This window comes from Pseudomonas sp. PLMAX (genome assembly GCF_046042685.1).
In the GTDB taxonomy this organism is placed as follows: Bacteria; Pseudomonadota; Gammaproteobacteria; order Pseudomonadales; family Pseudomonadaceae; genus Aquipseudomonas; species Aquipseudomonas putida_AE.
Window position 1 is genome coordinate 5,191,676 of sequence record NZ_CP064949.1, and the last position, 24,671, is coordinate 5,216,346.

24 protein-coding genes and 5 tRNA genes are annotated in these 24,671 nt (G+C 60.5%); 16 read left to right on the forward strand and 13 right to left on the reverse strand.

Going from position 1 to position 24,671, the window contains the following annotated elements:
* Positions 1–297 precede the first annotated feature (297 nt).
* The 9 genes from DKB71_RS23615 to DKB71_RS23655 all read left to right on the forward strand — a co-directional run bounded on the left by DKB71_RS23615 (position 298) and on the right by DKB71_RS23655 (position 8,615).
* Complete coding sequence (locus tag DKB71_RS23615) at positions 298–687, forward strand: DUF2515 family protein (RefSeq protein WP_408597750.1); 390 nt, start codon at positions 298–300, stop codon at positions 685–687.
* The gene (locus DKB71_RS23620) at positions 684–1,298 is read left to right on the forward strand and encodes a hypothetical protein (protein ID WP_408597752.1); all 615 of its coding nucleotides are present in this window, start codon (positions 684–686) and stop codon (positions 1,296–1,298) included. Before DKB71_RS23615 ends, DKB71_RS23620 begins: the two co-directional genes overlap by 4 nt.
* A 119-nt stretch (positions 1,299–1,417) precedes the next feature.
* The gene (locus tag DKB71_RS23625; RefSeq protein ID WP_408597754.1) at positions 1,418–2,059 is read left to right on the forward strand and encodes a CDP-alcohol phosphatidyltransferase family protein; all 642 of its coding nucleotides are present in this window, start codon (positions 1,418–1,420) and stop codon (positions 2,057–2,059) included.
* Entirely contained in the window at positions 2,052–3,806 is a 1,755-nt protein-coding gene (locus DKB71_RS23630; RefSeq protein ID WP_408597756.1) for a bifunctional alpha/beta hydrolase/class I SAM-dependent methyltransferase, read from the forward strand. The genes DKB71_RS23625 and DKB71_RS23630 overlap by 8 nt, the downstream gene beginning before the upstream one ends.
* A complete protein-coding gene (locus DKB71_RS23635) occupies positions 3,806–5,149 on the forward strand; it encodes a phosphatase PAP2/dual specificity phosphatase family protein (protein WP_408597758.1) in 1,344 nt (447 codons plus the stop codon). The genes DKB71_RS23630 and DKB71_RS23635 overlap by 1 nt, the downstream gene beginning before the upstream one ends.
* Positions 5,139–5,594, forward strand: coding sequence for a hypothetical protein (locus DKB71_RS23640; RefSeq protein WP_408597760.1), 456 nt, complete (start codon positions 5,139–5,141; stop codon positions 5,592–5,594). The genes DKB71_RS23635 and DKB71_RS23640 overlap by 11 nt, the downstream gene beginning before the upstream one ends.
* A 9-nt stretch (positions 5,595–5,603) precedes the next feature.
* Positions 5,604–6,224, forward strand: a complete 621-nt coding sequence (locus DKB71_RS23645; protein ID WP_408597762.1) for a lysophospholipid acyltransferase family protein — start codon at positions 5,604–5,606, stop codon at positions 6,222–6,224.
* A gap of 1 nt (position 6,225) precedes the next feature.
* On the forward strand, positions 6,226–7,158 hold the full coding sequence (locus DKB71_RS23650) for a phosphatidate cytidylyltransferase (RefSeq protein WP_408597764.1): 933 nt from the start codon (positions 6,226–6,228) through the stop codon (positions 7,156–7,158).
* Between the two features lie 125 nt (positions 7,159–7,283).
* Entirely contained in the window at positions 7,284–8,615 is a 1,332-nt protein-coding gene (locus DKB71_RS23655; protein ID WP_408597766.1) for an IS4 family transposase, read from the forward strand.
* 39 nt (positions 8,616–8,654) lie between these two features.
* Here DKB71_RS23655 and DKB71_RS23660 read toward each other — a convergent pair whose 3' ends face one another.
* The 10 genes from DKB71_RS23660 to gltX form a co-directional block, all read right to left on the reverse strand.
* Entirely contained in the window at positions 8,655–9,101 is a 447-nt protein-coding gene (locus tag DKB71_RS23660; protein WP_323606846.1) for an Hsp20 family protein, read from the reverse strand.
* Between the two features lie 120 nt (positions 9,102–9,221).
* Complete coding sequence (locus DKB71_RS23665; RefSeq protein ID WP_274075434.1) at positions 9,222–10,181, reverse strand: tRNA-dihydrouridine synthase; 960 nt, start codon at positions 10,179–10,181, stop codon at positions 9,222–9,224.
* A gap of 145 nt (positions 10,182–10,326) precedes the next feature.
* Positions 10,327–10,764, reverse strand: coding sequence for a thioesterase family protein (locus DKB71_RS23670; RefSeq protein WP_323627165.1), 438 nt, complete (start codon positions 10,762–10,764; stop codon positions 10,327–10,329).
* Between the two features lie 49 nt (positions 10,765–10,813).
* The gene (locus DKB71_RS23675) at positions 10,814–11,647 is read right to left on the reverse strand and encodes an alpha/beta fold hydrolase (RefSeq protein WP_408597769.1); all 834 of its coding nucleotides are present in this window, start codon (positions 11,645–11,647) and stop codon (positions 10,814–10,816) included.
* Between the two features lie 29 nt (positions 11,648–11,676).
* The gene (locus tag DKB71_RS23680; protein ID WP_274075437.1) at positions 11,677–12,216 is read right to left on the reverse strand and encodes a TetR/AcrR family transcriptional regulator; all 540 of its coding nucleotides are present in this window, start codon (positions 12,214–12,216) and stop codon (positions 11,677–11,679) included.
* A gap of 184 nt (positions 12,217–12,400) precedes the next feature.
* Positions 12,401–12,476: transfer RNA gene (locus DKB71_RS23685), tRNA-Glu, on the reverse strand.
* A gap of 81 nt (positions 12,477–12,557) precedes the next feature.
* A tRNA-Ala gene (locus DKB71_RS23690) sits at positions 12,558–12,633 on the reverse strand.
* A gap of 53 nt (positions 12,634–12,686) precedes the next feature.
* Positions 12,687–12,762: transfer RNA gene (locus DKB71_RS23695), tRNA-Glu, on the reverse strand.
* 79 nt (positions 12,763–12,841) lie between these two features.
* Positions 12,842–12,917, reverse strand: a tRNA-Ala gene (locus tag DKB71_RS23700).
* Between the two features lie 261 nt (positions 12,918–13,178).
* Positions 13,179–14,660 (reverse strand): glutamate--tRNA ligase, encoded by a 1,482-nt coding sequence (gene gltX, locus DKB71_RS23705; RefSeq protein ID WP_323627166.1) that lies wholly within the window; start codon positions 14,658–14,660, stop codon positions 13,179–13,181.
* Positions 14,661–14,880: 220 nt separating this feature from the next.
* Between gltX and DKB71_RS23710 the strand changes: the two genes are divergently transcribed.
* Entirely contained in the window at positions 14,881–15,969 is a 1,089-nt protein-coding gene (locus tag DKB71_RS23710; RefSeq protein ID WP_323606849.1) for an HlyD family secretion protein, read from the forward strand.
* 49 nt (positions 15,970–16,018) lie between these two features.
* Positions 16,019–17,509, forward strand: coding sequence for an MDR family MFS transporter (locus DKB71_RS23715; RefSeq protein ID WP_274075522.1), 1,491 nt, complete (start codon positions 16,019–16,021; stop codon positions 17,507–17,509).
* A gap of 108 nt (positions 17,510–17,617) precedes the next feature.
* On the opposite strand, the gene uvrB is transcribed toward DKB71_RS23715, so the two are convergent.
* Positions 17,618–19,633, reverse strand: a complete 2,016-nt coding sequence (gene uvrB / locus DKB71_RS23720; RefSeq protein ID WP_274075440.1) for an excinuclease ABC subunit UvrB — start codon at positions 19,631–19,633, stop codon at positions 17,618–17,620.
* 336 nt (positions 19,634–19,969) lie between these two features.
* Between uvrB and DKB71_RS23725 the strand changes: the two genes are divergently transcribed.
* Entirely contained in the window at positions 19,970–21,166 is a 1,197-nt protein-coding gene (locus DKB71_RS23725; protein WP_274075441.1) for an amino acid aminotransferase, read from the forward strand.
* Between the two features lie 235 nt (positions 21,167–21,401).
* The gene (locus DKB71_RS23730; protein WP_111282164.1) at positions 21,402–21,605 is read left to right on the forward strand and encodes a hypothetical protein; all 204 of its coding nucleotides are present in this window, start codon (positions 21,402–21,404) and stop codon (positions 21,603–21,605) included.
* Here DKB71_RS23730 and DKB71_RS23735 read toward each other — a convergent pair.
* The gene (locus DKB71_RS23735; RefSeq protein WP_408597773.1) at positions 21,602–21,832 is read right to left on the reverse strand and encodes a hypothetical protein; all 231 of its coding nucleotides are present in this window, start codon (positions 21,830–21,832) and stop codon (positions 21,602–21,604) included. The genes DKB71_RS23730 and DKB71_RS23735 overlap by 4 nt on opposite strands.
* A gap of 230 nt (positions 21,833–22,062) precedes the next feature.
* On the opposite strand from DKB71_RS23735, the gene DKB71_RS23740 reads away from it, so the two are divergent.
* Positions 22,063–22,138: transfer RNA gene (locus tag DKB71_RS23740), tRNA-Asn, on the forward strand.
* 138 nt (positions 22,139–22,276) lie between these two features.
* On the opposite strand, the gene DKB71_RS23745 is transcribed toward DKB71_RS23740, so the two are convergent.
* Positions 22,277–23,794 (reverse strand): nucleobase:cation symporter-2 family protein, encoded by a 1,518-nt coding sequence (locus DKB71_RS23745; protein WP_274075443.1) that lies wholly within the window; start codon positions 23,792–23,794, stop codon positions 22,277–22,279.
* A gap of 255 nt (positions 23,795–24,049) precedes the next feature.
* Between DKB71_RS23745 and DKB71_RS23750 the strand changes: the two genes are divergently transcribed.
* The gene (locus DKB71_RS23750) at positions 24,050–24,331 is read left to right on the forward strand and encodes a BrnT family toxin (protein WP_274075444.1); all 282 of its coding nucleotides are present in this window, start codon (positions 24,050–24,052) and stop codon (positions 24,329–24,331) included.
* Between the two features lie 3 nt (positions 24,332–24,334).
* The gene (locus tag DKB71_RS23755) at positions 24,335–24,658 is read left to right on the forward strand and encodes a BrnA antitoxin family protein (protein ID WP_408597776.1); all 324 of its coding nucleotides are present in this window, start codon (positions 24,335–24,337) and stop codon (positions 24,656–24,658) included.
* The last annotated feature ends 13 nt before the right edge of the window (positions 24,659–24,671 follow it).

Here is a 24,671-nt window from a genome sequence, read left to right on the forward strand (position 1 = left end):
CGTGACAAAACCACGCTTTCAGCATTAAACCCACTCACCAGGCTTCGTAACCGAATCCATCCCAAGATGCCATGTACATTCAGTAACTATATCCCCAGGCCCTACCATCCATGGCCGAGACATCTCCAACGTGCCCTGTATCTACCAGGGATTCAATCCCCCTTCCTACACACATTCCGGAAACGTCCGATTTACGCCTGACTGCCTCATATAGAACCCTTGCGCTGCACTTTGCCCTGCTTCCATTTCTTAGGAGGCGGGCGCAATTTGATCGGCAACAGACAAGGAGTTGCGGCAATGGCTAAAGGATATTTCATTCGCAAGGGCGTCAAAACCAGTTGCGGTGGCGAGGTGCTGGACACCGATACCCGCGTGACGATGTTTGGCTTCGCCCATGCTCGCGAAGGGGATCCGGTTTCCAGCAATCATCTTTCCTACTTGGTCGGTATCCCGTCTGGTGCCGCTGAAGCCATCGAACTGACGTTGGCCAGTCAATGCCGCCGTATCGATGACGGACGTACCGTGGGTTTCAGCAACAGCCTCACTGCCAACCTGTCCTATGTTAATCAGCGTATGGCCTTCGTGCTCAGAGCTGCCGAGCAGTTTGATGATCTCTTGCATAGCGACAAACGCGAGCAGTTGGAGCAATCGATTCGGGATATCGCCTGGGGCGGCGGCGTGCGATGAACCTGATGCAACGCATGGGCTGGCGATGCGGCATGTTAGTACTGGCAGTCGCGGCCCTCCTGACACTGGCCGCGATCGAGGCCCTATCGGATGAGCCGGAAATTGCCCTGTTGATCGGCGAACCTTGGGAGGATATGCGCCGTCGCTCCAGTGCGGCCATTGATCCAGCCATTCCCGGACACTATTGGGGGCGGCAGGCCAAGTCTGATGCTCGCCTGCGCTTCGCAGACCCTCAATACGGCTTTGTGACCCCATTGGCCCGTTTCTTTACCGTGAGTTTCGATGATGAGCGGGTCAGCAGTGTCCGCATGTCCCCACAAATCGAGCCGCTGCTGCTCGACGACACACTCAAGGTCGTGCTGGATCTACAGGAGCAATGGCGCAATGCTGGCTGGGTACCCATCAGGGTCAATGACTTCCCACCGTTCGCGGACATGCCGTATTGGCGTGCCCAATTACGCGATGCAAACAAAGGCGGCACATCCTACTGGCATGCAGGCACCCAGTATCAGGTGATGATGGTGGTCAATCGTTTCACGGATTACAGGCACCCCACCGAGGAGCGTTACCTCATCACGCTGTCACTGGCCACGCCATGGACGAATCCCTGACATGCTTCGAGCATTAACCCCACACACCAGGCGCCATCACCAAATCCATCCCAAGATGCCATCTACACTCAGTAACCATATCCCCAGCCCCAACTATCCAAGGCCGAGACCTCTCCAACGTGCCCAGCATCTACCAGATCAAACCCGCGTTCCAAAACCTCCTGCGCCCCCTGGTCCAGCGCCTGTTCGACAACGGCACCACCGCCAACCAGATCACCCTGATCGCCGGCATCGGCTCGATCCTGGTGGGCTTGGTGATCGCAAGTTTCGTGCATCACCCCTGGGTCTTTGCACTGGTACCCATCTGGATGATCGTGCGCATGGCGCTCAACGCCATCGACGGCATGCTGGCTCGGGAATTCAACCAGCAGTCGCGTTTGGGGGCGTATTTGAATGAGCTGTGCGACATCACTGCCGACTGCGCCCTGATCCTGCCGTTCGCCCTGCTGCCCGGCGTCAGCCTGTGGCTGGTGTTGCTGGTGGCGCTGCTCGCCTTGTTCAGCGAGTACAGCGGCGTGCTGGGGCCGATGGTCGGGGCTTCGCGGCGCTATGACGGGCCCATGGGCAAAAGTGACCGGGCGTTTGTCCTGGGGGTGGTGGCCGCTGGCATCGTACCGGGCTGGATCAGCCCGGTCTGGATCAACGCGGTGTTCGCGATCATCGCGATGCTACTGGTCTGCACCTTGGTCAATCGGGTCCGCCAGGGCCTCAGGGAAGTACACATCGACAGCTCTTCAGCCGAAGGAAATGGCAATGCGTGAAGCACTACAACAGACATTTACTACCCACGACGACGTGCAACTGTTCTACCGACACTGGCCCGGCACCCCTGAACCGGGGGAGCCGCGCAAGGCCGTGTTGCTGTTTCACCGCGGTCACGAACACTCCGGGCGCATTGCCCATCTGGTGGATGAACTGGACCTGCCCGGTTTTGACTTCTTCGCCTGGGATTCCCGGGGCCACGGCCTCTCGCCCGGTGCCCGGGGTGACAGCCCCGGTTTTGCCACCAGCGTGCGGGACGTGCAGACCTTCTGCGAGCACCTGGGCGCGACCTATCAGATCGACGAAGAAAATATTGCGGTGATCGCGCAAAGCGTCGGCGCGGTGATCGTCGCCACCTGGGCCCACGATTACGCGCCGCGCATCCGAGCGCTGGTGCTGGCGTCCCCGGCGTTCAAGGTCAAGCTCTATGTGCCCTTCGCCCGCCAGGGATTGGCACTGATGCGTCGATGGCGCGGCAATTTTTTCGTCAACAGCTACGTCAAGGCGCGCTTTCTCAGCCACGACCCGCTGCGCGTCGCCAGCTACGACAGCGATCCGCTGATCACCAAGGCCATTTCAGTCAATGTCCTGCTCGGTCTCTACGATGCCGCCGAACGGGTCGTGGCCGATGCCCAGGCCATAACAATACCCACCCAGCTGTTGATCTCCGGTGCCGACTTCGTCGTGCATCGCCAACCCCAGGAACAGTTCTTCGAGCGCCTGGGCAGCCTGCGCAAGGAAAAACACATCCTGCCGGGGTTCTTCCACGACACCCTGGGCGAAAAGAACCGCGGGCACGCCGTCGCCAGCGCACGTCGCTTCATCCAGCAGAACTTCGCACAGCCGAGCGAACGCCCCAGCCTGCTGAATGCCGATCGCCTGGGCCTGACCTGCGCTGAATCCGAATCGCTGGCCGCGCCGCTGCCGCACAACTCACTGCGCGACCTGTATTGGCGCATGACCCGCGCCAGCATGCGCCTGGGCAGCCAACTGTCGTCCGGGATCAAGCTGGGGTTCGACACCGGTTTCGACTCCGGGAGCACCCTGGACTACGTCTACCGCAACACAGCCACGGGCAAGTCGGGTGTCGGCCGCCTGATCGACCGCAATTACCTCGATTCCATCGGCTGGCGCGGCATTCGCCAACGCAAGCTGCACGTCGAAGAACTGCTGCGCCTGGCGATGCAACAATTACGCGACCAGGGCCGCGAAGTGCGCATCGTCGACATCGCCGCCGGCCACGGACGCTACATTCTCGAAGCCCTGCAGGGCGTCAGCCCGTTACCCGAGTCGATCCTGTTGCGCGACTACAGCGACATCAACGTGCGCGACGGCAGCGCGCTGATCCGCGAAAAAGGCCTGGAAGGGATCGCACAATTCGTCAAGGGCGACGCCTTCGACCGTGCAGACCTGGCTGCGCTGCAACCCAAGCCGACCCTGGCGGTGGTCTCCGGTCTGTACGAGCTGTTCGCCGACAACCAAATGGTCGCTGGTTCCCTCGTCGGCCTGGCCGAAGCGGTGGAGCCTGGCGGATACCTGGTCTACACCGGTCAACCCTGGCATCCGCAACTGGAACTGATCGCCCGCGCCTTGACCAGCCACCGTGAAGGTCAGGCCTGGGTCATGCGCCGGCGCACCCAGGTGGAAATGGACCAACTGGTGGAGGCCGCCGGCTTTCGCAAGGTCGGCATGCGCGTCGACGAGTGGGGCATTTTCAGCGTGGCTCTCGCGCAACGGGTGTCTTGATGCTGCGCAATGTGACGACGGCGCGCGAGCCCGGTTTGCTCAAACCTGCGCTGCTCTGGCTGCTGCTCCTGGCGCCGTTGTTCTTCGGCACCTACGGGTTTGCCACCTGGTTCACCACCCAGCGCGACGATGTCGGCAGCCTGGTGTTCGGCTGGGAAAACCACATGCCGTTCTGGGCCTGGACCATTGTTCCCTACTGGTCCATCGACTTGCTGTACGGGTTGTCTCTGTTACTACCCGACAGTCGCCAGGAACTCAAGCGCCACGCCTTGCGCCTGCTGACCGCGCAACTCATTGCGGTCAGCTGTTTCCTGATCTGGCCGTTGCGCTTCACTTTCGCCCGGCCGGAACTGGACGGCGTATTCGGCTGGCTGTTCGATGTCCTGGCAGGCTTTGACAAGCCATTCAATCAGGCGCCATCCCTGCACATCGCCTTGCTGGTGATCCTGTGGACCTGCTATCACAGACACTTGCAGGACCTCTGGCGCGCAGTGATGCATGCCTGGTTCATCCTCATCGGGATCTCGGTGCTGACCACTTACCAGCACCACTTCATCGATCTGCCGACCGGCGTGCTGCTTGGCTGGCTGTGTGTCTGGCTGTGGCCGCTGGAGGGACCTGGCCCTTTGCAGCGCGCCCGACTGCCAACCGGGAAAAAACGCTGGCAACTGGCGCTGTATTACCTGGTGGGGGCTGCTGCTTTTGCCGTCCCGGCCTTCAGCTTCGGGGGCATCTGGCTGTGGCTGACCTGGCCTGCATCGGCCTTGCTGCTGGTGGCGCTCAATTACGCCGTGCTGGGTGCAGAAGGTTTTCAGAAAGGCGCCGATGGACGCCTGTCCCCTGCCGCACGCTGGTTGATGGCGCCCTACCTGGCTGCCGCTTGGCTCAATTCGCGCCTGTGGACGCGCAACAATCCACTACCCGACCAGGTAATCGATGACGTCTGGCTCGGACGCATACCGACTGGCCGGGAACTCAAGGGCAGCCCCTTCAGTGCCGTGTTCGACCTGTGTGCCGAACTGTCGCTCGATCCTGGCAGCGTCGCCTATCGCACGCTACCGGTGCTGGACTTGACCACCCCCACCCCCTTGCAATGCCAGGAAGCCGCGCTGGCCATCGAAAGCCTGCGCCAGCACGGGCCGCTACTGGTCTGCTGCGCCTTGGGTTATTCGCGCAGCGCCACCGCAGTCGCCGCCTGGCTGCTGCACACCGGGCGGGCCAGCAGTGTCGCCGAAGCCTTTTTGGTGATCCAGCGCGCACGCCCGGGGATTGTTCTGGGTCTCCTGCACCGAGAGGCGCTGGCGCCGCTGGCGACCCGCATGGAGAAGAAAGGTGTCCATTGATATGCAACTGCAGGTGACAGCCAGTCTGTTGCGTCGTGGCGACTCCCTGGATCGATTGTCCAGCGGCCTCACCCTGCTCGGCGCCTTGCTCGGCCTGGGCCAGTACCTGATGCCCGGCCCGGGGTTGTGGAGCCTGGCCTGCAGCGGCGGACTACTGGTGCTCGGCCTGTGGCAAAAATACTGGGCACTGCGGGTAGCCTTCGACGCCGATCTGTTCCGCCATCTGGCCGACCGTGCCGAAGACCTGCCCCAGCGCACCCAAGACCTGGACCAGGCGCTGACGACCCTGGGCCTGCAACCTGCCGAGCGCGGCGGCCGCCCCTGGAGCGAACGCATCGCCGGCGCCTTGAAACTGTTACGCCGCCAGGCATTGCTGGTGGCGGCCCAACTGTTGTTGACCCTGGTGTTCATCCTGGCCGGCCCCTGGCTGGCCTATGCCGGATAAGGAGTTCTCATGCTGGAACCCGTGGTTGCCACCCTCATCACCTCGGCCGCGCGCCTGCTCACCGGAGCGCGCAGCCTTTGGCTCGGTTGTGCGCCGCAACCGGTACAGCGCATCTACTTCGCCAACCACAGCAGTCATGGCGATTTCGTGCTGTTGTGGGCCTCCTTGCCGCCGACCTTGCGCCGCATCACGCGACCGGTTGCCGGTGCGGATTACTGGCTCAAGAGCCCCCTGCGCCGGTACATCATCAACCGGGTGTTCAACGGCGTGCTGATTGACCGCGAGCGCAAGGACAGTACCGACAATCCCTTGCAGCCGATGCTCGACGCCCTGGAGCGCGGCGATTCGCTGATCCTTTTTCCGGAAGGCACCCGCAATCCCGAAGACGGCCTGTTGCCCTTCAAGAGCGGGCTGTATCACCTGGCAAAGCAGTATCCCCAGGCGCAGGTAATCCCGGTGTGGATCGCCAACCTCAACCGCGTCATGCCCAAGGGGCGTGTGCTGCCGCTGCCGCTGTTATGCACCATCAGCTTTGGTGCCGCGCTGGCCATCGACGAAGACGAAAGCAAGGCGCAGTTCCTCGAACGCAGTCGCGAAGCGCTGCTGAGCCTGGCCGGGGAGCATGCCTGACATGGACAGACAGACCTTGATGTTGTTCGCCGGGATTGGCGCGTTCCTGCTGCTGGCCTCGATCATCGGCCTGGTGCTCAAGCGCCGCACCCGCGGTACCGACAACCCGGTGATCGACAACCTCAACGCGCGGATCAACGCCTGGTGGGTGATGGTACTGGTGATCGGGGTCGCCTTCTGGCTCGGCACCGGCGCGGTGATCCTGCTGTTCTACACCGTGTCGTTCTACGCCCTGCGCGAATTCCTCACCCTCACGCCCACCCGCCGCAGCGACTACCCGGCATTGGTCGCGGCCTTCTACCTGGCGCTGCCGCTGCAGTACCTGTTGATCTACTACGACTGGTACGGGCTGTTTTCGATCTTCATTCCGGTCTACGTGTTCTTGCTCCTGCCGATCCTCGCGTCCCTGGGCGGCGACAGCACGCACTTCCTCGAGCGCGCCTCGAAAGTCCAGTGGGGCCTGATGATCGCGGTGTTCTGCGTCTCCCATGTACCCGCCTTGCTGACCCTGGACATCGCCGGCTATGAGGGGCGCAACCTGCTGTTGATCGCCTATCTGGTGATCGTGGTGCAGATGTCGGATGTGCTGCAGTACGTGTGCGGTAAACTGTTCGGCAAACGCAAGATCGCCCCGAACCTGTCGCCCTCCAAGACCCTGGAAGGGTTTGTCGGCGGCATTGTCCTGGCCTCGCTGATCGGCTGTGCCTTGTGGTGGATCACGCCGTTCACCCCCTGGCAGTCACTGGTCATCGCCCTGCTGATCAACTTGCTGGGGTTCGCCGGCGGCATCGTCATGTCGGCGATCAAGCGCGACCGCGGCGTCAAGGACTGGGGGCATATGATCGAAGGCCATGGCGGCATGCTCGATCGACTGGACTCGGTGTGCTTTGCCGCACCGATTTTCTTTCATCTGGTGCGTTACGGCTGGACTTGATCTGAGCGAATTACAAGCACAAAAAAGGGCGCCTGATGGCTAATGCCGATCAGTTAAGCCATCTCGCTTGACCTTTGGCCGCAAGAAATCAAAATCCGATGCCTGAACTGGCATCGGATTTTTTTATGCGTCTCGCTCGGGCACTGGAACTGACCCACAACTTCGCTTCCACTCCAAACTCAATCGAGGGATTGGATTCCTTACTCGATCCTTCTTTGGTCGAGCAGGCGCTTGAACAGGCCGGCGTGGCGACGCTGCGCAAGCGGCGCTTGCCGCTGGAAATGATGCTCTGGTGCGTGATTTCCATGGCGTTCTTCCGGCGCATGTCGGCGTGGGATGTGGTCAGTCGCATGAACATCATGCTGCCGGGGCAACGCCCGTTAGTGGCCCCCAGCGCCGTAGTCCAGGCACGTCAGAGACTAGGTAGCGAAGCCGTACGACAAGTCTTCGACCTGACTCAGAAAAGTTGGCATGAAGCAGCTGACCATCCGACTTGGGCCGGTTTGCGCTTGTTGAGCGTCGACGGTGTCGTCTGGCGAACGCCTGACACCCGCGAAAATCGAGCGCGCTACGATTCGGCCAGTAACCAGCACGGCGACACCGGTTTTCCCCAGGTACGCATGGTCTGTCAGATGGAATTGACGAGCCACATGTTGATCGGCAGCGCATTTGATGGCTATCGCAGCAACGAAATGAAACTGGCCGAACAACTGATCGACACCACGCCCGATCACTCGTTGACCCTATTCGATCGAGGTTTCTACTCCCTGGGATTGCTGCACCAGTGGCAGCAAGCAGGCACCGAGCGCCATTGGCTGATGCCACTGCGCAAGGGTGCGCAGTACGAAGTTGTTCAGCGTTTGGGCCGTCAGGATGCCATGGTCTCGTTAAGCACTTCGCCGCAGGCCCGCAAGCAATGGCCGGGACTGCCCGAGCGCCTGATTGCGCGCCTTCTGAGCAAAACCGTCAAGGGCAAGGTGCGTCAGATCCTGACGTCGATGACCGACCCGCTGCGCTTCCCGTCTGACGAAATAGTCGACCTGTACAGCCAGCGATGGGAGATCGAATTGGGCTTTCGGGAGATGAAACAGACGCTGCTCAACAGCAGCTATACCTTGCGCAGCAAGACACCCGAGATGATCGAGCAGGAGCTGTGGGGCGTGTTGCTGGGCTACAACCTGTTGCGCTATCAGATGGTAGAAATGAGCCGTCACTGTCCGGGAATTTACCCGTGCGAAATGAGTTTTACCGCCTGCACCTGGGCAATTTTAGGGTTTATCAACAGCGTCTCGGCCGACCGCTCCGGGAACATCCCCAAATACCTGGCCGAGCTTCATGCTTCAGCGCCGCACTATGTCCTGCCTCATCGGCGAGAGGAGCGTATTTATCCCCGAACCATCCGGCTCAAATCGCCGAAGTATCCGATCAGAAATAAAAATGCCAGTCAGCTTAACTGACTGGCATTACGCCTGATGGCGCCCTTTTTCTGCTCTTGCTTAGTGTTGCAGAGCCGGTTTTTGCGTCCCGTTGATCGGGATGCGCTTGGCTTTCGCCTCTTCCGGAACCACCCGCAACAGGTCGATGCTCAACAGACCGTTGCGCAGGTCCGCGGCCTTGATCTCGATGTGATCGGCCAGGCGGAACGACAGCTTGAACGCACGCTGGGCGATGCCCTGGTGCAGGAAGGTCACGTCCTCATTGGCGTCGCGTTTGCCACCGCTGATGGTCAGCACACCCTTCTCGACTTGCAGGTCCAGGTCTTCTTCCTGGAAGCCGGCCGCCGCCACGACGATGCGGTATTGATCGTCGCCGTGTTTTTCAACGTTGTAGGGTGGGTAGGTGCTGCCCGGCTCGTTGCGCAGCGCGGTTTCGAACAGGTCGTTGAAACGGTCGAAACCGACAGAGGAACGGAACAGTGGAGCCAGGGAAAATGCAGTACTCATGGTTCAAATCTCCTGAAACAATCAGCAAGGTTTTTTGTCTCCGCGACCCGAATTCGGCATCGCGTAACCCTTAGATAGGGACCGCTGAGTGCATTTCAAGAGATTTTTTGAAGATTTTTTTCAGGCCGCTTCAGCCACCTGGAGCCCCAGCAAACGCGACACCTGGTCCAGTTCCGTCTCACGGCGCAGCACGCTGAACAGCTCGACCGCCTCGGGATAGTTGCGCGTCAGCATGGCCAGCCATTGCTTCAGGCGACCGGGCGATTGACGCGCGGTCATCTGCGCCTTGGCTTGCAGCCAGAAATCCTGGATCAATGGCAACAGCTCGGCCCAGGTCATCTCGACGACCTCTTCACCGGCCTTGGCCGCGACAATCTGCCGGGCCAGGTCGGGGCGCGAGACCAGGCCGCGACCGAGCATGATGTCTTCCACACCACTGATTTCCCGGCAACGGCGCCAGTCTTCGACGCTCCAGATATCGCCGTTGGCGAACACCGGCACCTTGACCACTTCCTGTACGCGCGGGATCCACTCCCAATGCGCCGGCGGCTTGTAGCCATCGACCTTGGTCCGGGCATGCACCACGATATGCTCGGCGCCGCCCTCGGCCAGCGCCGTGGCGCAGACCAGCGAACCGTCCGGGCTGTCGAAGCCCAGGCGCATCTTGGCGGTCACCGGAATGTGCGCGGGCACGGCGCGTCGCACGTGCTCGACGATCTGGTTGAGCAGCTCGGGCTCCTTGAGCAACACCGCGCCGCCACGGGACTTGTTCACCGTCTTGGCCGGGCAACCGAAGTTCAGGTCGATCACTTCAGAGCCCAGTTCGCAGGCCAGCGCGGCGTTTTCCGCCAGGCACACAGGATCCGAACCCAACAGCTGCACACGCAGCGGCACACCGGAGGCCGTCCGGGCACCGTTGAGCAATTCCGGGCCGAATTTGTGGAAGTAGGCCGGCGTGAGCAACTGGTCGTTGACCCGAATGAACTCGGTCACGCACCAGTCGATGCCACCCACTCGGGTCAGTACGTCGCGCAGGATGTCGTCGACCAGCCCCTCCATGGGCGCCAGGGCAATTTGCATGGGGAAAACACTACTCAAGGAAAAAACGTGCGGTAGTTTACCGGGTTTCACCCCCCTGTAGGAGCTGCCGCAGGCTGCGATCTCTTGACTTTGATTTTAAGATCAAAAGATCGCAGCCTGCGGCAGCTCCTACAGGGGGATTGTGTCAGGCAGGGGTTTGGATGGCGGGGCCATAGCCTTCGATGAATTCGGCCGGCATGCGCTTGGGTTTGCCGCTGGACAGTTCAATGCAGACGAAAGTGGTCTGGGCGCGCAGCAGGGTGGTGTTGTCGCTGGGGCGCTTCAACTGGAAATGCCGGGTCATTTTCAGGCGCTGGTCCCAATCGACGATCCAGGTCGCCAATTGCAACTCGTCGCCTTCATAGGCGGCTGCCAGATAATCGATCTCGTGGCGCACCACCGCCATCGCCCGGTCCAGGCGCCGATACTCGACCAGATCCAGGCCAAGGCGCTGGGAGTGGCGCCACGCACAGCGTTCGAGCCAGGTCACGTACACCGCGTTATTGGCGTGCCCCAGCCCATCGATGTCCTCGGCCCCCACTTGCAGATCAATGATAAACGGCGTTGCCCGATCCCAGCCCATGCCCCACTCCCCGGTCAGATTGATTCGACCGGGGCAGTGTAACGGATGCTCAGGCCGATTGGCGCGATTGCAGGCTGCGACCAGCCAGCAGTGATAACACGCCATCAATGACCCGTGGGTCGGCCAGTACCCGCTGATGGCCGCCTTCCTGCAGGCGCAGCAGACAACTGTCGAACCAGGCTTCGTGGATCAGTTGCGATTCCTTGACCGGAACGTGGGTGTCGTCTTCGGCATGCACGATCAGGCCTGGCATGTCGAGCTGGTAGTGCGCGACATCCAGCATCGCAGCGCGCATGCCGACATCGGTCTCGACCTGGCGGATGAACGCCGAACGGGCTTTCGGCGGCAGCCCTACATAGCGGGCGAAACCGCGCAATACTCCGAGAATCCGCGCCGGGGCAGCAATGCTGACCAGGGTTTCGGTGCGCAGGCCCAACTGCACGGCGAGCATCGCACTGGCGCCGCCCATGGAGTGGCCGATGACCGCTTGCAGCGGCGGTAACTCGGCGGCGGCTTCGAGCATGGCACGGGCGAACAGCACCACGTTCGCCTCGCGCCCGGGAGAGCGACCATGGGCCGGGCCGTCCAGGGCGACCACCGAATAACCGGCATCGACCAGCGCCGTGATCAGGCTCGCGAACTGCGTGGGCCGCCCTTCCCAGCCGTGCATCAGCAATACTGCCGGGCCCTGCCCCCAACGCAGTGCCGACAGACCGAAACGCAAGGTGATGCGCTCCGACTTTGCCAGCAGCGGCAGCTCCCAGTCACGGGGCGGGAAGTCGCGCGGCGTCATGAACGCCAGGCGCATCTTGCTCGCCACCAGCTTCGGGGCGAACCAGCCCAAGGTGCCATTAACGCCACGAACCCACTTCAACGTGCTCATCGCATTCTCCCCAGGCCGCAGCCTTCAGATCAACGCACCGCCGACTTGGCCGCGCGCAGCAATCGATCGGATAAATCACCGGGGCCCAGCGCCCGTGCCAGCGCCAGGCCGCCCACCATCAAGGCCAGGTCGGCCAGGGCTTTGTCGGTGTCTTCAGGACTGGCCGCCAACTGCGCGACCATCAGCTCCATGTGTTCATTCAGCGCGATTCGAAACGCCTCGGGCAGGCGACCGAGCTCACCGATCGAGGCCGGGATCGGGCACGCCGACTCGCTGGAGTCGCGGTGCTTGCGTGACAGATAAAACGCTGCGACCAGGGTGCGGCGCTCTTCACCGGTCAATTGGGCATCCATGTCGGCAATCAGGTCACGGCGGTGACCCAGCAACTGCTTGAACGCCTCCAGCATCATGGCGTCCTTGCTTTCGAAGTGCGCATAAAAGCCGCCGACCGTCAGGCCGGCTGCGCCCATCACTTCGCCAACGCTCGGCTCGGCCGGACCACGCTGGATCAGCGCGGCGCTGGCAGCCTTGAGGATGCGTTCGCGGGTTTGAGCTTTTTTATCGTTCATCGTTGCCTCCGAATATTACGACTAGAATATTATTCTCATAATAATATTCTGCAAGTCATGGATGTGACCGCTGGTCTGAAGAACAGTTTGAGAGGAAGAGGGAGATTTGGCCAAACGCCAGACAAACAAAAGGGCCATTCAATAATTGAATGACCCTTATAAAATCCCGCAGAGCGGGTAATCGTGGCGTCCCCTAGGGGACTCGAACCCCTGTTACCGCCGTGAAAGGGCGGTGTCCTAGGCCACTAGACGAAGGGGACACAAACCCTTCTATACAACTGATCAGTGCTGAGAGCTGATCGATTCAAGGCCGGTGTGGCCAGACCTTGAACTTGTAAAATTGGTGGAGCTAAGCGGGATCGAACCGCTGACCTCCTGCATGCCATGCAGGCGCTCTCCCAGCTGAGCTATAGCCCCGGATTTTTCGCCTCGCGGCGGAACGACATCTTGCAACATCGTTTCTGTAAAACTGGCGTCCCCTAGGGGACTCGAACCCCTGTTACCGCCGTGAAAGGGCGGTGTCCTAGGCCACTAGACGAAGGGGACGCAAACCCTTCTATACAACAGATCAACGCTGAGTGTTGATCGCTTCAAGGCCGGTGTGGCCAGACCTTGAAGTGTAAATTGGTGGAGCTAGACGGGATCGAACCGTCGACCTCTTGCATGCCATGCAAGCGCTCTCCCAGCTGAGCTATAGCCCCTCATCGTTGATGCATCTTCGATGTCATCGCTGAGGACGGGGCGAATCTTAAGGGTGTATCGAAAGCCTGTCAAACTTATTTTTCAAAAAATTTAAAATTTTTTGCCGACATAACAACCACTTACCGCCCTCGCCCGTAAATCCGGGAGGTTTACACAGAACACGGACCTGTAGGAGCTGCCGCAGGCTGCGATCTTTTGACGTTGGCTTTATAGAAGCAAGATCAAAGATCGCAGCCTGCGGCAGCTCCTACAGGGGGAAATCAGGCGATCGCGCCCAACAGCTTTTCCCACTCCTTGTTTTCTTTCTTCGACACGCCGCCCAGCAGGTCGATCGCCTGGCGCAGACGGAAACGGGTCAGGTCCGGCCCGAGGATTTCCATTGCATCAAGCACCGACACCGAACTGGCCTGCCCTGTGATCGCGGCGAACATCAGCGGCATGGCGTCACGCAGCTTCAGCTCCAGGGATTCGACCACCGCCTGGATGGTCGCGGTGATGTTGTCTTTTTCCCACTGGCGCAGGCTTTCGAGTTTCCACAGGATCAACTGCATCAACTGGCGAACCTGGTCACCCGACAACTTCTTCGATTCGAACAGCTTGGCATCGGGGTTCACGCCACCGGCAAAGAAGAACCCGGCCAGTGGTGCCACCTGGCTGAAGGTCTCGACGCGGCCCTGAACGTGCGGCGCGATCTTCATCATGTATTCGGAGTTGAACGCCCACTTCTGCACGCGCGCGGCGAATTCTTCCACCGGCAGGTCACGCAGCCACTGGCCGTTGAGCCACGACAGCTTCTCGATGTCGAAAATCGGCCCGCCAAGAGAGACGCGCTTGAGGTCGAAGTTGTCGACCATTTCCTGCAGCGAGAACTTCTCGCGCTCGTCCGGCATCGACCAGCCCATGCGGCCCAGGTAGTTGAGCATGGCTTCAGGCATGAAGCCCATGCGCTCGTAGAAAGTCACCGACGTCGGGTTCTTGCGCTTGGACAGCTTGCTCTTGTCCGGGTTACGCAGCAGCGGCATGTAGCACAGCTCTGGTTGTTCCCAGCCGAAGTACTCGTAAAGCAGGATCAGTTTCGGTGCCGATGGCAGCCACTCTTCGCCGCGCAATACGTGGGTGATGCCCATCAGGTGGTCGTCGACCACGTTGGCCAGGAAGTACGTCGGCAGGCCGTCGGTCTTCATCAGGACTTGCATGTCCATGCGGTCCCACGGGATTTCCACGTCGCCACGCAGCATGTCCGGCACCACGCAGACGCCTTCGCTCGGCACCTTCATGCGGATCACGTGCGGTTCACCAGCGGCCAGGCGGCGCGCCACTTCTTCCTTGGACAACAACAGCGCGCGGCCGTCGTAACGCGGGGTTTCGCCACGGGCCATTTGTTCGGCGCGCATCTGGTCCAGCTCTTCGGCGGTGCAGAAGCACGGGAAGGCATGGCCCATTTCGACCAACTGCTGGCAATACTTCTGGTAAATATCGCCGCGCTCACTCTGCCGGTACGGACCGTGCGGGCCGCCGACGTCCGGGCCTTCGCTCCAGTCGATGCCCAGCCAGCGCAGGGCGTCGAAAATCTGCTGTTCCGATTCGCGGGTCGAGCGCAGCTGGTCGGTGTCCTCGATCCGCAGGATGAACTCACCGCCGTGCTGCTTGGCAAAGCAGTAGTTGAACAATGCGATGTAAGCGGTACCTACGTGGGGGTCCCCGGTAGGCGATGGCGCGATGCGCGTGCGGACGGTGGTCATGGCAAGTCTCGAAAAAGAAGGTCAAACAAAGGGCGAATGGTAACAGGCGACACCCGCCCCGCTCCAGTGAACAGGGCATTTAAGCCAAGGTTGCGTCTACAACGCGCGTATAGCGTGGTGAATGGCCGAATATCAGCCGATGGCATTTACCGTTTATCGGCTGTATGCCAGATTCACCTGCTGATAACTTTCCTTACATTTTCTCGACTACAGTTTGCCCATGCCTGCCCAACTCAAGCGTCGCCTGTCCATCTTCCTGTTGATTGTCCTGCTGATCGCCGGGGGCTTTTTTGCCCATTGGTTTTTCAACGGGCGGTTTTATGAAAGCACTGACAACGCCTATGTCCAGGGCGAGATCACCCGCGTGTCGAGCCAGTTGGGTGCACGAATCGATCAGGTGCTGGTGCAGGACAACCAGCACGTCGAGAAAGGCCAGTTGCTGATCAGGCTCGAAGGCGACGATTTCCGCCTCGCCGTCGACCGCGCCAATTCGACCCTCGCCACCCGCCAGGCCGAACGCCTGCAAGCCCAGAGCAAACTGACCCAGCAGGCCAGCCTGATTGCCGCCAGCGATGCGCAAGTGGCATCCAGCCAGGCAAGCCTGGGCCGCTCCCAGATCGACCTGACCCGCGCCGAGACCTTGCGCAAGCCCGGTTATGTCTCCGAAGAGCGCGTGACCACCCTCTCCGCCGACAACCACATCGCCCGCTCGCAACTGACCAAAGCCCAGGCGGATGCCCAGGGACAACGCCAGCAGGTCAACGCATTGACCGCTGAAATCAAACGCCTCGACGCGCAGATCGCCAATGCCAGGGCCGACCTGGCCCAGGCCGAGCTGAACCTCACCCGCAGTGAAATCCATGCGCCGATCAGCGGCTTGATCGGCCAACGTGCCGCCCGTGAAGGCCAGTACGTGCAGGCCGGCGCCTACCTGCTGTCGGTAGTGCCCGATGAAGACATCTGGATCCAGGCCAACTTCAAGGAAACCCAGATCGGCCACATGCAGCCCGGGCAGAAGGCTGAGCTGACCTTCGACGCCTACGGCGACACGCCGATCGAGGCGCGGGTCGACAGCCTGTTCGCCGCCTCGGGTGCGCAGTTCAGCCTGCTGCCGCCAGACAATGCCACCGGCAACTTCACCAAGGTCGTACAACGAATTCCGGTAAAACTGACCTTCGCCGCCGACAACCCGCTGCGCGGCAAGATTCGCCCGGGCATGTCGGTCACCGCCAAGGTGAACATCAAGGATGCACCGGACAACGCCAGCGCCAAATTGAGCAGCCAAGACAACCCTGACGATGGCCGGTGATCAACTGATCCGCCCGGTCGGCGAGCCGACCCGGCGGGACTGGATCGCGGTGATGAGCGTGATGCTCGGCGCCTTCATGGCGGTGCTCGACATCCAGATCACCAACTCCTCGCTCAAGGACATCCAGGGCGCGCTGTCGGCAACCCTGGAAGAAGGCTCGTGGATTTCCACCTCGTACCTGGTGGCGGAAATCATCATGATTCCCCTCACCGCCTGGCTCGTGCAGCTATTGTCGGCGCGGCGCCTGGCGGTGTGGGTGTCCCTCGGCTTCCTCGTCGCCTCCTTACTGTGTTCCATGGCCTGGAGCCTGGAAAGCATGATTGTCTTCCGCGCCCTCCAGGGGTTTACCGGCGGCGCCCTGATTCCGCTGGCGTTCACCATGACGCTGATCAAACTCCCTGAACATCACCGTGCCAAAGGCATGGCCATGTTTGCCATGACCGCCACCTTCGCCCCCTCCATCGGCCCGACGCTGGGCGGCTGGCTGACCGAAAACTGGGGCTGGGAATACATCTTCTACATCAACATTCCGCCCGGCCTGATCATGATCGCCGGCCTGCTGTACGGCCTGGAGAAGAAGGAAGCGCACTGGGAACTGCTTAAAAGCACCGACTACGCCGGCATTGTCACCCTGGGCGTCGGCCTGGGCTGCTTGCAGGTGTTTCTCGAAGAAGGCCATCGCAAGGACTGGCTGGAGTCGGACCTGATCGTGAGCCTGGGCAGCATCGCCCTGATCAGCCTGATCACCTTCGTGATCGTGCAGTTTTCCAAACCCAATCCGCTGATCAACCTCGGCATCCTGGGCAATCGCAACTTCGGCCTGTCGAGCATTTCCAGCATCGGGATGGGGGTTGGCCTGTACGGCTCGATCTACCTGTTGCCGCTGTATCTGGCGCAGATCCAGAACTACAACGCCCTGCAGATCGGCGAAGTGATCATGTGGATGGGCGTGCCGCAGCTGTTCCTGATTCCGCTGGTGCCCAAGCTGATGAAGTATGTCTCGCCGAAATGGCTGTGCACGGTGGGCTTCGGACTCTTCGGGCTGGCGAGTTTTTCTTCGGGCGTACTGAATCCGGACTTCGCCGGGCCGCAGTTCAATCAGATCCAGATCATTCGCGCCTTGGGCCAGCCGCTGATCATGGTCACCATTTCCCTGATCGCCACGGCGTACATCCTGCCCCAGGATGCGGGGTCGGCGTCGAGCCTGTTCAACATCCTGCGCAACCTCGGCGGCGCCATCGGCATCGCCCTGCTCGCCACGCTGCTGGATGCGCGAACCAAGACTTACTACGATTATTTGCGCGAAGCGATCGTGCCGACCAACCCGCAGGTGGCGGAGCGGATGGCGTCACTGACGGATCGGTTCGGCAGTGAAGCCGCAGCTTTGGGCAAGCTCAGTGAGATCGCCCACCAGCAGGCGTCGATCATGGCCTATAACGATGCGTTTCATTTTGTCGGGATAGCGCTGGGGATCAGCATGCTGGCGGTGTTGTTGACCAGGAAGTTGCCGGAGGGGTTGAAGGCTGGCGAAGCCCATTGAGGCCACCGCAACCTCTGTAGGAGCTGGCTTGCCAGCGAATCGATGGTGGCCCTGATGCCGCCTTCGCTGGCAAGCCAGCTCCTACAGGTCAACGGTGTCCTTGCTTTTTCAGACTGTGATCAAGCGCTCGCGCAACTTGGCAATCTCATCACGCATCTGCGCCGCCGCTTCGAACTCCAGGTCCCGCGCCAGCTGGTACATCTTCTCTTCCAGCGCCTTGATGCGCTTGGCAATCTCGCCCGGCGAGCGCAATTCGGCTTCGTACTTGGCGTTTTCCTCGGCGGCCTTGGCCATGCCCTTGCGCTTCTTGCTGCGCGAGCCCGGCACGGTGGCGCCTTCCATGATGTCGGCCACGTCCTTGAACACGCCCTTGGGCGTGATGCCGTTGGCCAGGTTGAAGGCGATCTGCTTGTCGCGGCGACGCTCGGTTTCGCCAATCGCCCGCTCCATGGAGCCGGTGATCCGGTCGGCATACAGGATCGCCCGGCCATTGAGGTTACGTGCCGCCCGACCGATGGTCTGGATCAGCGAGCGCTCGGAACGCAGGAAACCTTCCTTGTCGGCATCGAGGATCGCCACCAGCGACACCTCCGGCATGTCCAGGCCCTCGCGCAGCAGGTTGATCCCCACTAGCACATCGAAGGTGCCCAGGCGCAAATCGCGGATGATTTCCACACGTTCCACGGTGTCGATGTCCGAGTGCAGGTAGCGCACGCGCACGCCGTGATCGGCCAGGTAATCGGTCAAATCTTCGGCCATGCGCTTGGTAAGCGTCGTCACCAGCACCCGCTCTTCCAGGGCGACGCGCTTGGTGATTTCCGATAGCAAGTCGTCGACCTGGGTCAGTGCCGGGCGGATCTCGATTTGCGGGTCCACAAGGCCGGTGGGGCGCACCACCATGTCAATGACACGCCCGGCGTGTTCGGCTTCGTAGTTGCCCGGCGTTGCCGAGACGAAAATCGTCTGCGGGCTGATACTTTCCCACTCGTCGAAACGCATCGGCCGGTTGTCCAGCGCCGACGGCAGGCGGAAGCCATATTCCACCAGCGTCTCCTTGCGTGACCGGTCGCCTTTGTACATCGCGCCAACTTGCGGCACGCTGACGTGGGATTCGTCGATCACCAGCAAGGCGTCGGCCGGCAGGTAATCGTACAGGGTTGGCGGCGGCGCCCCGGCTTCACGACCGGACAGGTAGCGCGAGTAGTTCTCGATGCCGTTGCAATAACCCAGCTCGAGAATCATCTCCAGGTCAAACCGGGTGCGCTGTTCCAGGCGCTGGGCCTCCACCAGCTTGTTGTTGGAACGCAGGTATTCCAGGCGCTCCTGCAACTCGACCTTGATGCCTTCGACGGCGCCCATCAGGGTTTCGCGGGGCGTCACGTAGTGGCTTTTCGGGTAGAAGGTGAAACGCGGCAGCTTGCGGATGACTTCTCCGGTCAGCGGATCGAAGGCCGACAGGCTTTCCACTTCATCGTCGAAGAGTTCGATGCGGATCGCTTCGAAATCCGATTCCGCCGGGTGGATATCGATCACATCGCCGCGCACACGGAAGGTCGCACGGGCGAACTCCATGTCATTGCGGGTGTATTGCAAGTCAGCCAGGCGCCGCAGCAGTTCACGCTGGTCGAGCTTGTCGCCACGATCCACGTGCAGAACCATCTTCAAGTAGGTTTCCGGGCTGCCCAGGCCATAGATGCACGACACCGTGGTGACGATGATCGCGTCCTTGCGCTCCAGCAAAGCCTTGGTCGCGGACAACCGCATCTGCTCGATGTGATCGTTGATCGAGGCGTCTTTCTCGATGAAGGTGTCCGAAGACGGCACGTAGGCTTCGGGCTGGTAGTAGTCGTAGTAGGAGACGAAGTACTCCACGGCGTTGTTCGGGAAGAACGCCTTGAACTCACCGTACAACTGCGCAGCCAGGGTCTTGTTCGGCGCCAGCACCAGGGTCGGGCGCTGCACCTGGGCGATCACGTTGGCGATACTGAAGGTCTTGCCCGAACCGGTCACACCGAGCAACGTCTGGTGCGCCAGCCCGGCTTCGATGCCCTCGACCATCAGGCGGATGGCTTCCGGTTGATCGCCGGCGGGCTCGAAACGGGTGACTAGCTGGAATTCAGACATGTAGAACCTCTGGGATCACTCTTGCCGGTGAAACCGACACGAACGAGAAAGACCACAAACGACCGATGTCGCCCGAGGAAAAAACTGGATTGCGCTCAATGTGGAGCCGATTGCCAACGCTTTCAAGGCAAACGTCCTACAACGGGTAAAGACTTAGACGACGCCAATCGACTAACGGTCGAAAAATAATCGGAAAAACTTACCTTAAAAGCGGATTCGTCTGTCGCCATCACTCGCGGATGGCCTCTATACTAGCTCCCCGTTTGTGCACCGCTCTAGTGCATTCGGCTGGAGCGCGACACGTCCCTCCACTCTCCATTCAGAGCCGCCGCAAAAATGAGCCTGTTCTCCGCTGTCGAAATGGCACCACGCGATCCAATCCTGGGCCTCAACGAAGCATTCAACGCCGATACCCGTACCAACAAGGTCAACCTGGGCGTCGGTGTTTATTGCAACGAGGAGGGGAAAATTCCACTCCTGCGCGCCGTTGTCGAAGCCGAAACCATTCGCGTCGCTCAACACGCTTCCCGTGGCTACCTGCCAATCGACGGCATCGCCGCCTACGACCAGGCCGTGCAAAAACTGCTGTTCGGCAATGATTCGCCGCTGATCGCCGCTGGCCGCGTCATCACCACCCAGGCCGTTGGCGGTACCGGCGCCCTGAAAATCGGTGCCGACTTCCTCAAGCAACTGCTGCCCAACGCCGTCGTGGCGATCAGCGACCCGAGCTGGGAAAACCACCGCGCGCTGTTCGAAACCGCCGGATTCCCGGTGCAGAACTATCGTTACTACGATGCCGCGACCCATGACGTGAACCGCGCGGGCCTGCTGGAAGACCTGAACGCCCTGCCGTCCGGCTCGATCATTGTCCTGCACGCCTGCTGCCACAACCCGACCGGCGTGGACCTGAGCCCGGCGGACTGGAACAACGTCCTGGAAGTGGTGAAAGCCAAAGGTCACGTGCCGTTCCTCGACATGGCGTACCAGGGTTTCGGCGATGGCATCGACGAAGACGCCGCTGCCGTGCGCCTGTTCGCCGAATCGGGCCTGACCTTCTTCGTTTCCAGCTCGTTCTCCAAATCGTTCTCGTTGTACGGCGAGCGCGTTGGCGCCCTGTCGATCGTCAGCGAATCGAAAGAAGAAAGCGCACGCGTCCTGTCGCAAGTCAAACGTGTGATCCGCACCAACTACTCCAACCCGCCGACCCACGGCGCAAGCATCGTGGCTGCCGTGCTCAACAGCCCGGAACTGCGCGCCCAGTGGGAAGCCGAGCTGGCCGAAATGCGCCTGCGCATTCGTGGCATGCGCACGCAGATGGTCGACACCCTGGCGAAAAACGCGCCGCAGCGCGATTTCAGCTTCGTCGGTCGTCAGCGCGGCATGTTCTCCTACTCCGGTCTGTCCGTTGAACAAGTGCATCGCCTGCGCAACGAATTCGGCATCTACGCCCTGGACACCGGCCGCATCTGCGTGGCTGCGTTGAACCAGAGCAACATCAAGGTTGTGACGGATGCGATTGTTCAGGTGATCTGACTTTCGCGTGATACGAAAAACGGGAAGCCTTTGGGCTTCCCGTTTTTTATTTGTCGCAGATAATTCTCAAAGCCATGACCTCCCCCTCTAAACTGCACACAGATCAAAATGTGGGAGCGGGCTTGCTCGCGAATGCGTTCTGACTGCCACATTAATGTTGAATGTGCTGTCGTCTTCGCGAGCAAGCCCGCTCCCACAAGTTATGTGTACACCCGAGATACTTATGAGAGCCGATATGAAAAACGATGACCTACGCGCCGACCGCGATGACCTGGATGACTTCATCCCCCGCACCCCGGCCAAACAACGCGGCAACAACCTGGTGATGCAAGTCGCTGCCGGCGTGTTTCTCGGCGGCCTGGCCCTGTGGCTGGTGCAGCTGGGCGCCACCGCGCTCTACGCCAAACTGATGCTGGGCACCATTACCTTCGGCGGCTAGGCCAGTTCGCTCGCGCGCTGGCTGGCAGCGTCGTCATAGGCGACATACAGCGATTCAGCAACCTGGCTCTTGATCGCCCTGGTGCTTTCCAGGCCCAGGACAAACCCCTCGGCCTTCCCCCCTGCACGGTTCAGCTCATCGGCGTTGCTGGCCTGGGTGATGGCATCGAACAGTTTTTCGGCATGCGGGCCGACCCCCTTGGGCAGGCTGATTTGCGCGATGCTCATGGGAACACCCCGTTGTTTCGAGGTTGTGTGGCGGTCAAGCAAGTCATGGCGCGTACCTTATCGGCGAATGGCCGGCAGCGCGTGTAACCACTTCCGGGCCGCCATGTTAGCCCCCACAGGCAATTCCGGTAACCGCCAATCACCGATAAACCACCGTCCGTCCCGAGAAAACCCTCCCGTTGCTATCAAATACTTGACTTCTCTTTTTGAATCAGTAACATAGGCGCCATTCCGCGATAGCTCAGTTGGTAGAGCAAGTGACTGTTAATCACTGGGTCCCTGGTTCGAGTCCAGGTCGTGGAGCCAGACAGCAAAATCGAAAAGCCCCTGAATCGAAAGATCCAGGGGCTTTTTTGTGGCCGATGTAAAAGTAAAAAGATCGCAGCCTGCGGCATGTAGGAGCTGCCGCAGGCTGCGATCTTTTGATCTTAAGCGTTTAAACCGTCAGACATGCTCACTGCTTTTGGCATGCACCGCCCGTGGCTCGCCATGCCCGTGATCCACCTCAACCACTGGAATTTCCTTGCCATCACAGTCATGCAACTTGCCGTCGCTGAAGTAATCCCCTTCGCGCAATGCCGCCAGGTCCTGGTAGCGCAGTACCCGCTCGGTACCCGCCGCAAACACCGACTGCTGGTCGGAGTTACCGGCGGTGAGGTGGTTGAAGGTCAGGTTGAGCACGATGGCCATGATTGCCGAAGAGCTGATGCCCGAATGGAAGATCGTCGCGAACCAGCTTGGGAAGTGATCGTAGAAGTTCGGCGCGGCAATCGGGATCATGCCGAAACCGATGGAGGTCGCGACAATGATCAGGTTGACGTTGTTGCGGTAGTCGACCTTGGACAGCGTACGAATGCCGCTGGCCGCGACGGTGCCGAACAGCACGATACCGGCCCCGCCGAGGACCGAAGTCGGCACGGCGGCGATGACGCGCCCCATGAACGGCAGCAGGCCGAGGATCACCAGGAACAGGCCGCCGGTGGCCACCACATAGCGGCTCTTGATCCCGGTCACCGCCACCAGCCCGACATTCTGGGCGAAGGCGCTTTGGGTGAAGGAGCCGAAGATCGGTGCGATCATGCTCGACAGCATGTCCGCGCGCAGACCATTGCCCAGGCGCTTGGAATCGACCTTGGTATCGATGATTTCACCCACGGCCAGGATATCGGCGGACGTCTCCACCAGGGTCACCATGACCACGATGCACATCGACAGGATCGCCGCGAAGTGGAAGGTCGGCATGCCGAAGTGGAAAGGTGTAGGGAAACCGAACATCGGGCCCTGGCCGACGGAGGAGAAATCCGCCATGCCGAGGAACACCGCGACGACCGTACCGATGACCATCGCCAACAGGATCGACAACCGGGAGATGGTGGCGCTGCCGATCTTGCTCAGCAACAGCACCAACACCAGCGTCATCGCTGCCAGGCCGATGTTGGCCATGCTGCCAAAGTCAGGGGCATGACTGTTGCCACCCATGGCCCAGCGTGCCGCCACCGGCATAAGCGTCAGGCCGATGGTGGTAATCACGATACCCGTGACCAGCGGCGGGAAGAACTTGGTAATTCGCGAGAACACCGGTGTGATCAGCAACCCGATCAGGGACGCGGCTATCACCGCCCCCAGGATCGACTGAAATCCACCCTCGCCTCCACTGCTGACGATCGCCACCATGGTCGCGACGCCGGAAAACGACACGCCCTGCACCAGCGGCAACTGACAACCGAAAAACGGTAGACCCAGGGTTTGCAGCAACGTGGCCAGCCCCCCCGCAAACAATGAAGCAGCAATCAACAATCCAATGTCCGCCGGCGAGAGGCCGGCCGCCTGACCAATGATCAAAGGCACCGCGACGATGCCACCGTACATGGTCAGAACATGTTGCAGGCCGTAAGCCATATTCGCGCCGATCCCGAGATTCTCATCTTCAGGCCGTTGGTGTGAAACATGGGGCGTTTTCATGTTAGGGGGTTCCCTGGTTTTTGTTATGCGCACACTGTATTCAATACTCAGGACAAATGTCCATAGAGTTGTATACAACTTGCCAGTCAAATTATGAACGGTCGTTCATGCAGACTGTGTGCCACCACGCTCCTTCTCATAAAAAACCTTGAAATACATCCGTCCGGCCCATTGTCCTGCGCCCACTAGTCTTTTGAATTCATGGCGACCATCGGTAGTAATCGCCGCCTTCCAAATACATATAAAGTATGCATAATGAAGCCATTCGAAATTCAGTATCACAAGGCGAAGAACGCGGCCAACAAACTCAAGCATCTGGGCATCAGCCTCGCAGAGACAGAGCCCGTGTTCTACGACGAACGTGCCCTGACCTTGCAGGACGATCACCATGATGAACCGCGCTGGATCATCATGGGGCTGGATGGCAAGGGGCGTTTGCTGGTCGTTGCGTACACCTACCGTGAACCGAATTTCGTTCGAATCATTTCCGCGCGCCTCGCCAGCAAAAACGAGCGCCGCCAGTATCTGGAGGCTTGACCCATGAAAGACGAGTACGACTTCAGCCATGCCAGCCGCGGGGCGGTTGCCCCCGGCAAAGGCAAGACCCGCATCACCATCATGCTCGACGACGTCGTCATCGAGGCAGCGCGAGCGCTCGCGCAAAGCGAGGGTTATGGCTACCAGACCGCGATCAACAACACGCTGCGCCGGGCGTTACTGACCGAACACGACAAGGCAGGGACCGGAACTGTTAAACACCTGAAAAAGGGGATCACCGGCTCTGATCTGAAAACCCTGGAAAAAAAGCTCGCGCAAGCCCTTAGCGAAATTCAGCGGCTAATGGAGCCCGAAGCCCGTCCGTAGGCACGAAAAAGGG

Coding starts and splice junctions, on each gene's coding strand:
- DKB71_RS23750 (WP_274075444.1), top strand. CDS start 24,050: ATGAAGCCATTCGAAATTCAGTATCACAAGGCGAAGAACGCGGCCAAC.
- DKB71_RS23730 (WP_111282164.1), top strand. CDS start 21,402: ATGAAAAACGATGACCTACGCGCCGACCGCGATGACCTGGATGACTTC.
- DKB71_RS23665 (WP_274075434.1), bottom strand. CDS start 10,181: ATGCAAATTGCCCTGGCGCCCATGGAGGGGCTGGTCGACGACATCCTG.
- DKB71_RS23660 (WP_323606846.1), bottom strand. CDS start 9,101: ATGAGTACTGCATTTTCCCTGGCTCCACTGTTCCGTTCCTCTGTCGGT.
- DKB71_RS23735 (WP_408597773.1), bottom strand. CDS start 21,832: ATGAGCATCGCGCAAATCAGCCTGCCCAAGGGGGTCGGCCCGCATGCC.
- DKB71_RS23655 (WP_408597766.1), top strand. CDS start 7,284: ATGCGTCTCGCTCGGGCACTGGAACTGACCCACAACTTCGCTTCCACT.
- DKB71_RS23645 (WP_408597762.1), top strand. CDS start 5,604: ATGCTGGAACCCGTGGTTGCCACCCTCATCACCTCGGCCGCGCGCCTG.
- uvrB (WP_274075440.1), bottom strand. CDS start 19,633: ATGTCTGAATTCCAGCTAGTCACCCGTTTCGAGCCCGCCGGCGATCAA.
- DKB71_RS23635 (WP_408597758.1), top strand. CDS start 3,806: ATGCTGCGCAATGTGACGACGGCGCGCGAGCCCGGTTTGCTCAAACCT.
- DKB71_RS23755 (WP_408597776.1), top strand. CDS start 24,335: ATGAAAGACGAGTACGACTTCAGCCATGCCAGCCGCGGGGCGGTTGCC.
- DKB71_RS23725 (WP_274075441.1), top strand. CDS start 19,970: ATGAGCCTGTTCTCCGCTGTCGAAATGGCACCACGCGATCCAATCCTG.
- DKB71_RS23670 (WP_323627165.1), bottom strand. CDS start 10,764: ATGGGCTGGGATCGGGCAACGCCGTTTATCATTGATCTGCAAGTGGGG.
- gltX (WP_323627166.1), bottom strand. CDS start 14,660: ATGACCACCGTCCGCACGCGCATCGCGCCATCGCCTACCGGGGACCCC.
- DKB71_RS23630 (WP_408597756.1), top strand. CDS start 2,052: ATGCGTGAAGCACTACAACAGACATTTACTACCCACGACGACGTGCAA.
- DKB71_RS23650 (WP_408597764.1), top strand. CDS start 6,226: ATGGACAGACAGACCTTGATGTTGTTCGCCGGGATTGGCGCGTTCCTG.
- DKB71_RS23680 (WP_274075437.1), bottom strand. CDS start 12,216: ATGAACGATAAAAAAGCTCAAACCCGCGAACGCATCCTCAAGGCTGCC.
- DKB71_RS23710 (WP_323606849.1), top strand. CDS start 14,881: ATGCCTGCCCAACTCAAGCGTCGCCTGTCCATCTTCCTGTTGATTGTC.
- DKB71_RS23745 (WP_274075443.1), bottom strand. CDS start 23,794: ATGAAAACGCCCCATGTTTCACACCAACGGCCTGAAGATGAGAATCTC.
- DKB71_RS23615 (WP_408597750.1), top strand. CDS start 298: ATGGCTAAAGGATATTTCATTCGCAAGGGCGTCAAAACCAGTTGCGGT.
- DKB71_RS23675 (WP_408597769.1), bottom strand. CDS start 11,647: ATGAGCACGTTGAAGTGGGTTCGTGGCGTTAATGGCACCTTGGGCTGG.
- DKB71_RS23620 (WP_408597752.1), top strand. CDS start 684: ATGAACCTGATGCAACGCATGGGCTGGCGATGCGGCATGTTAGTACTG.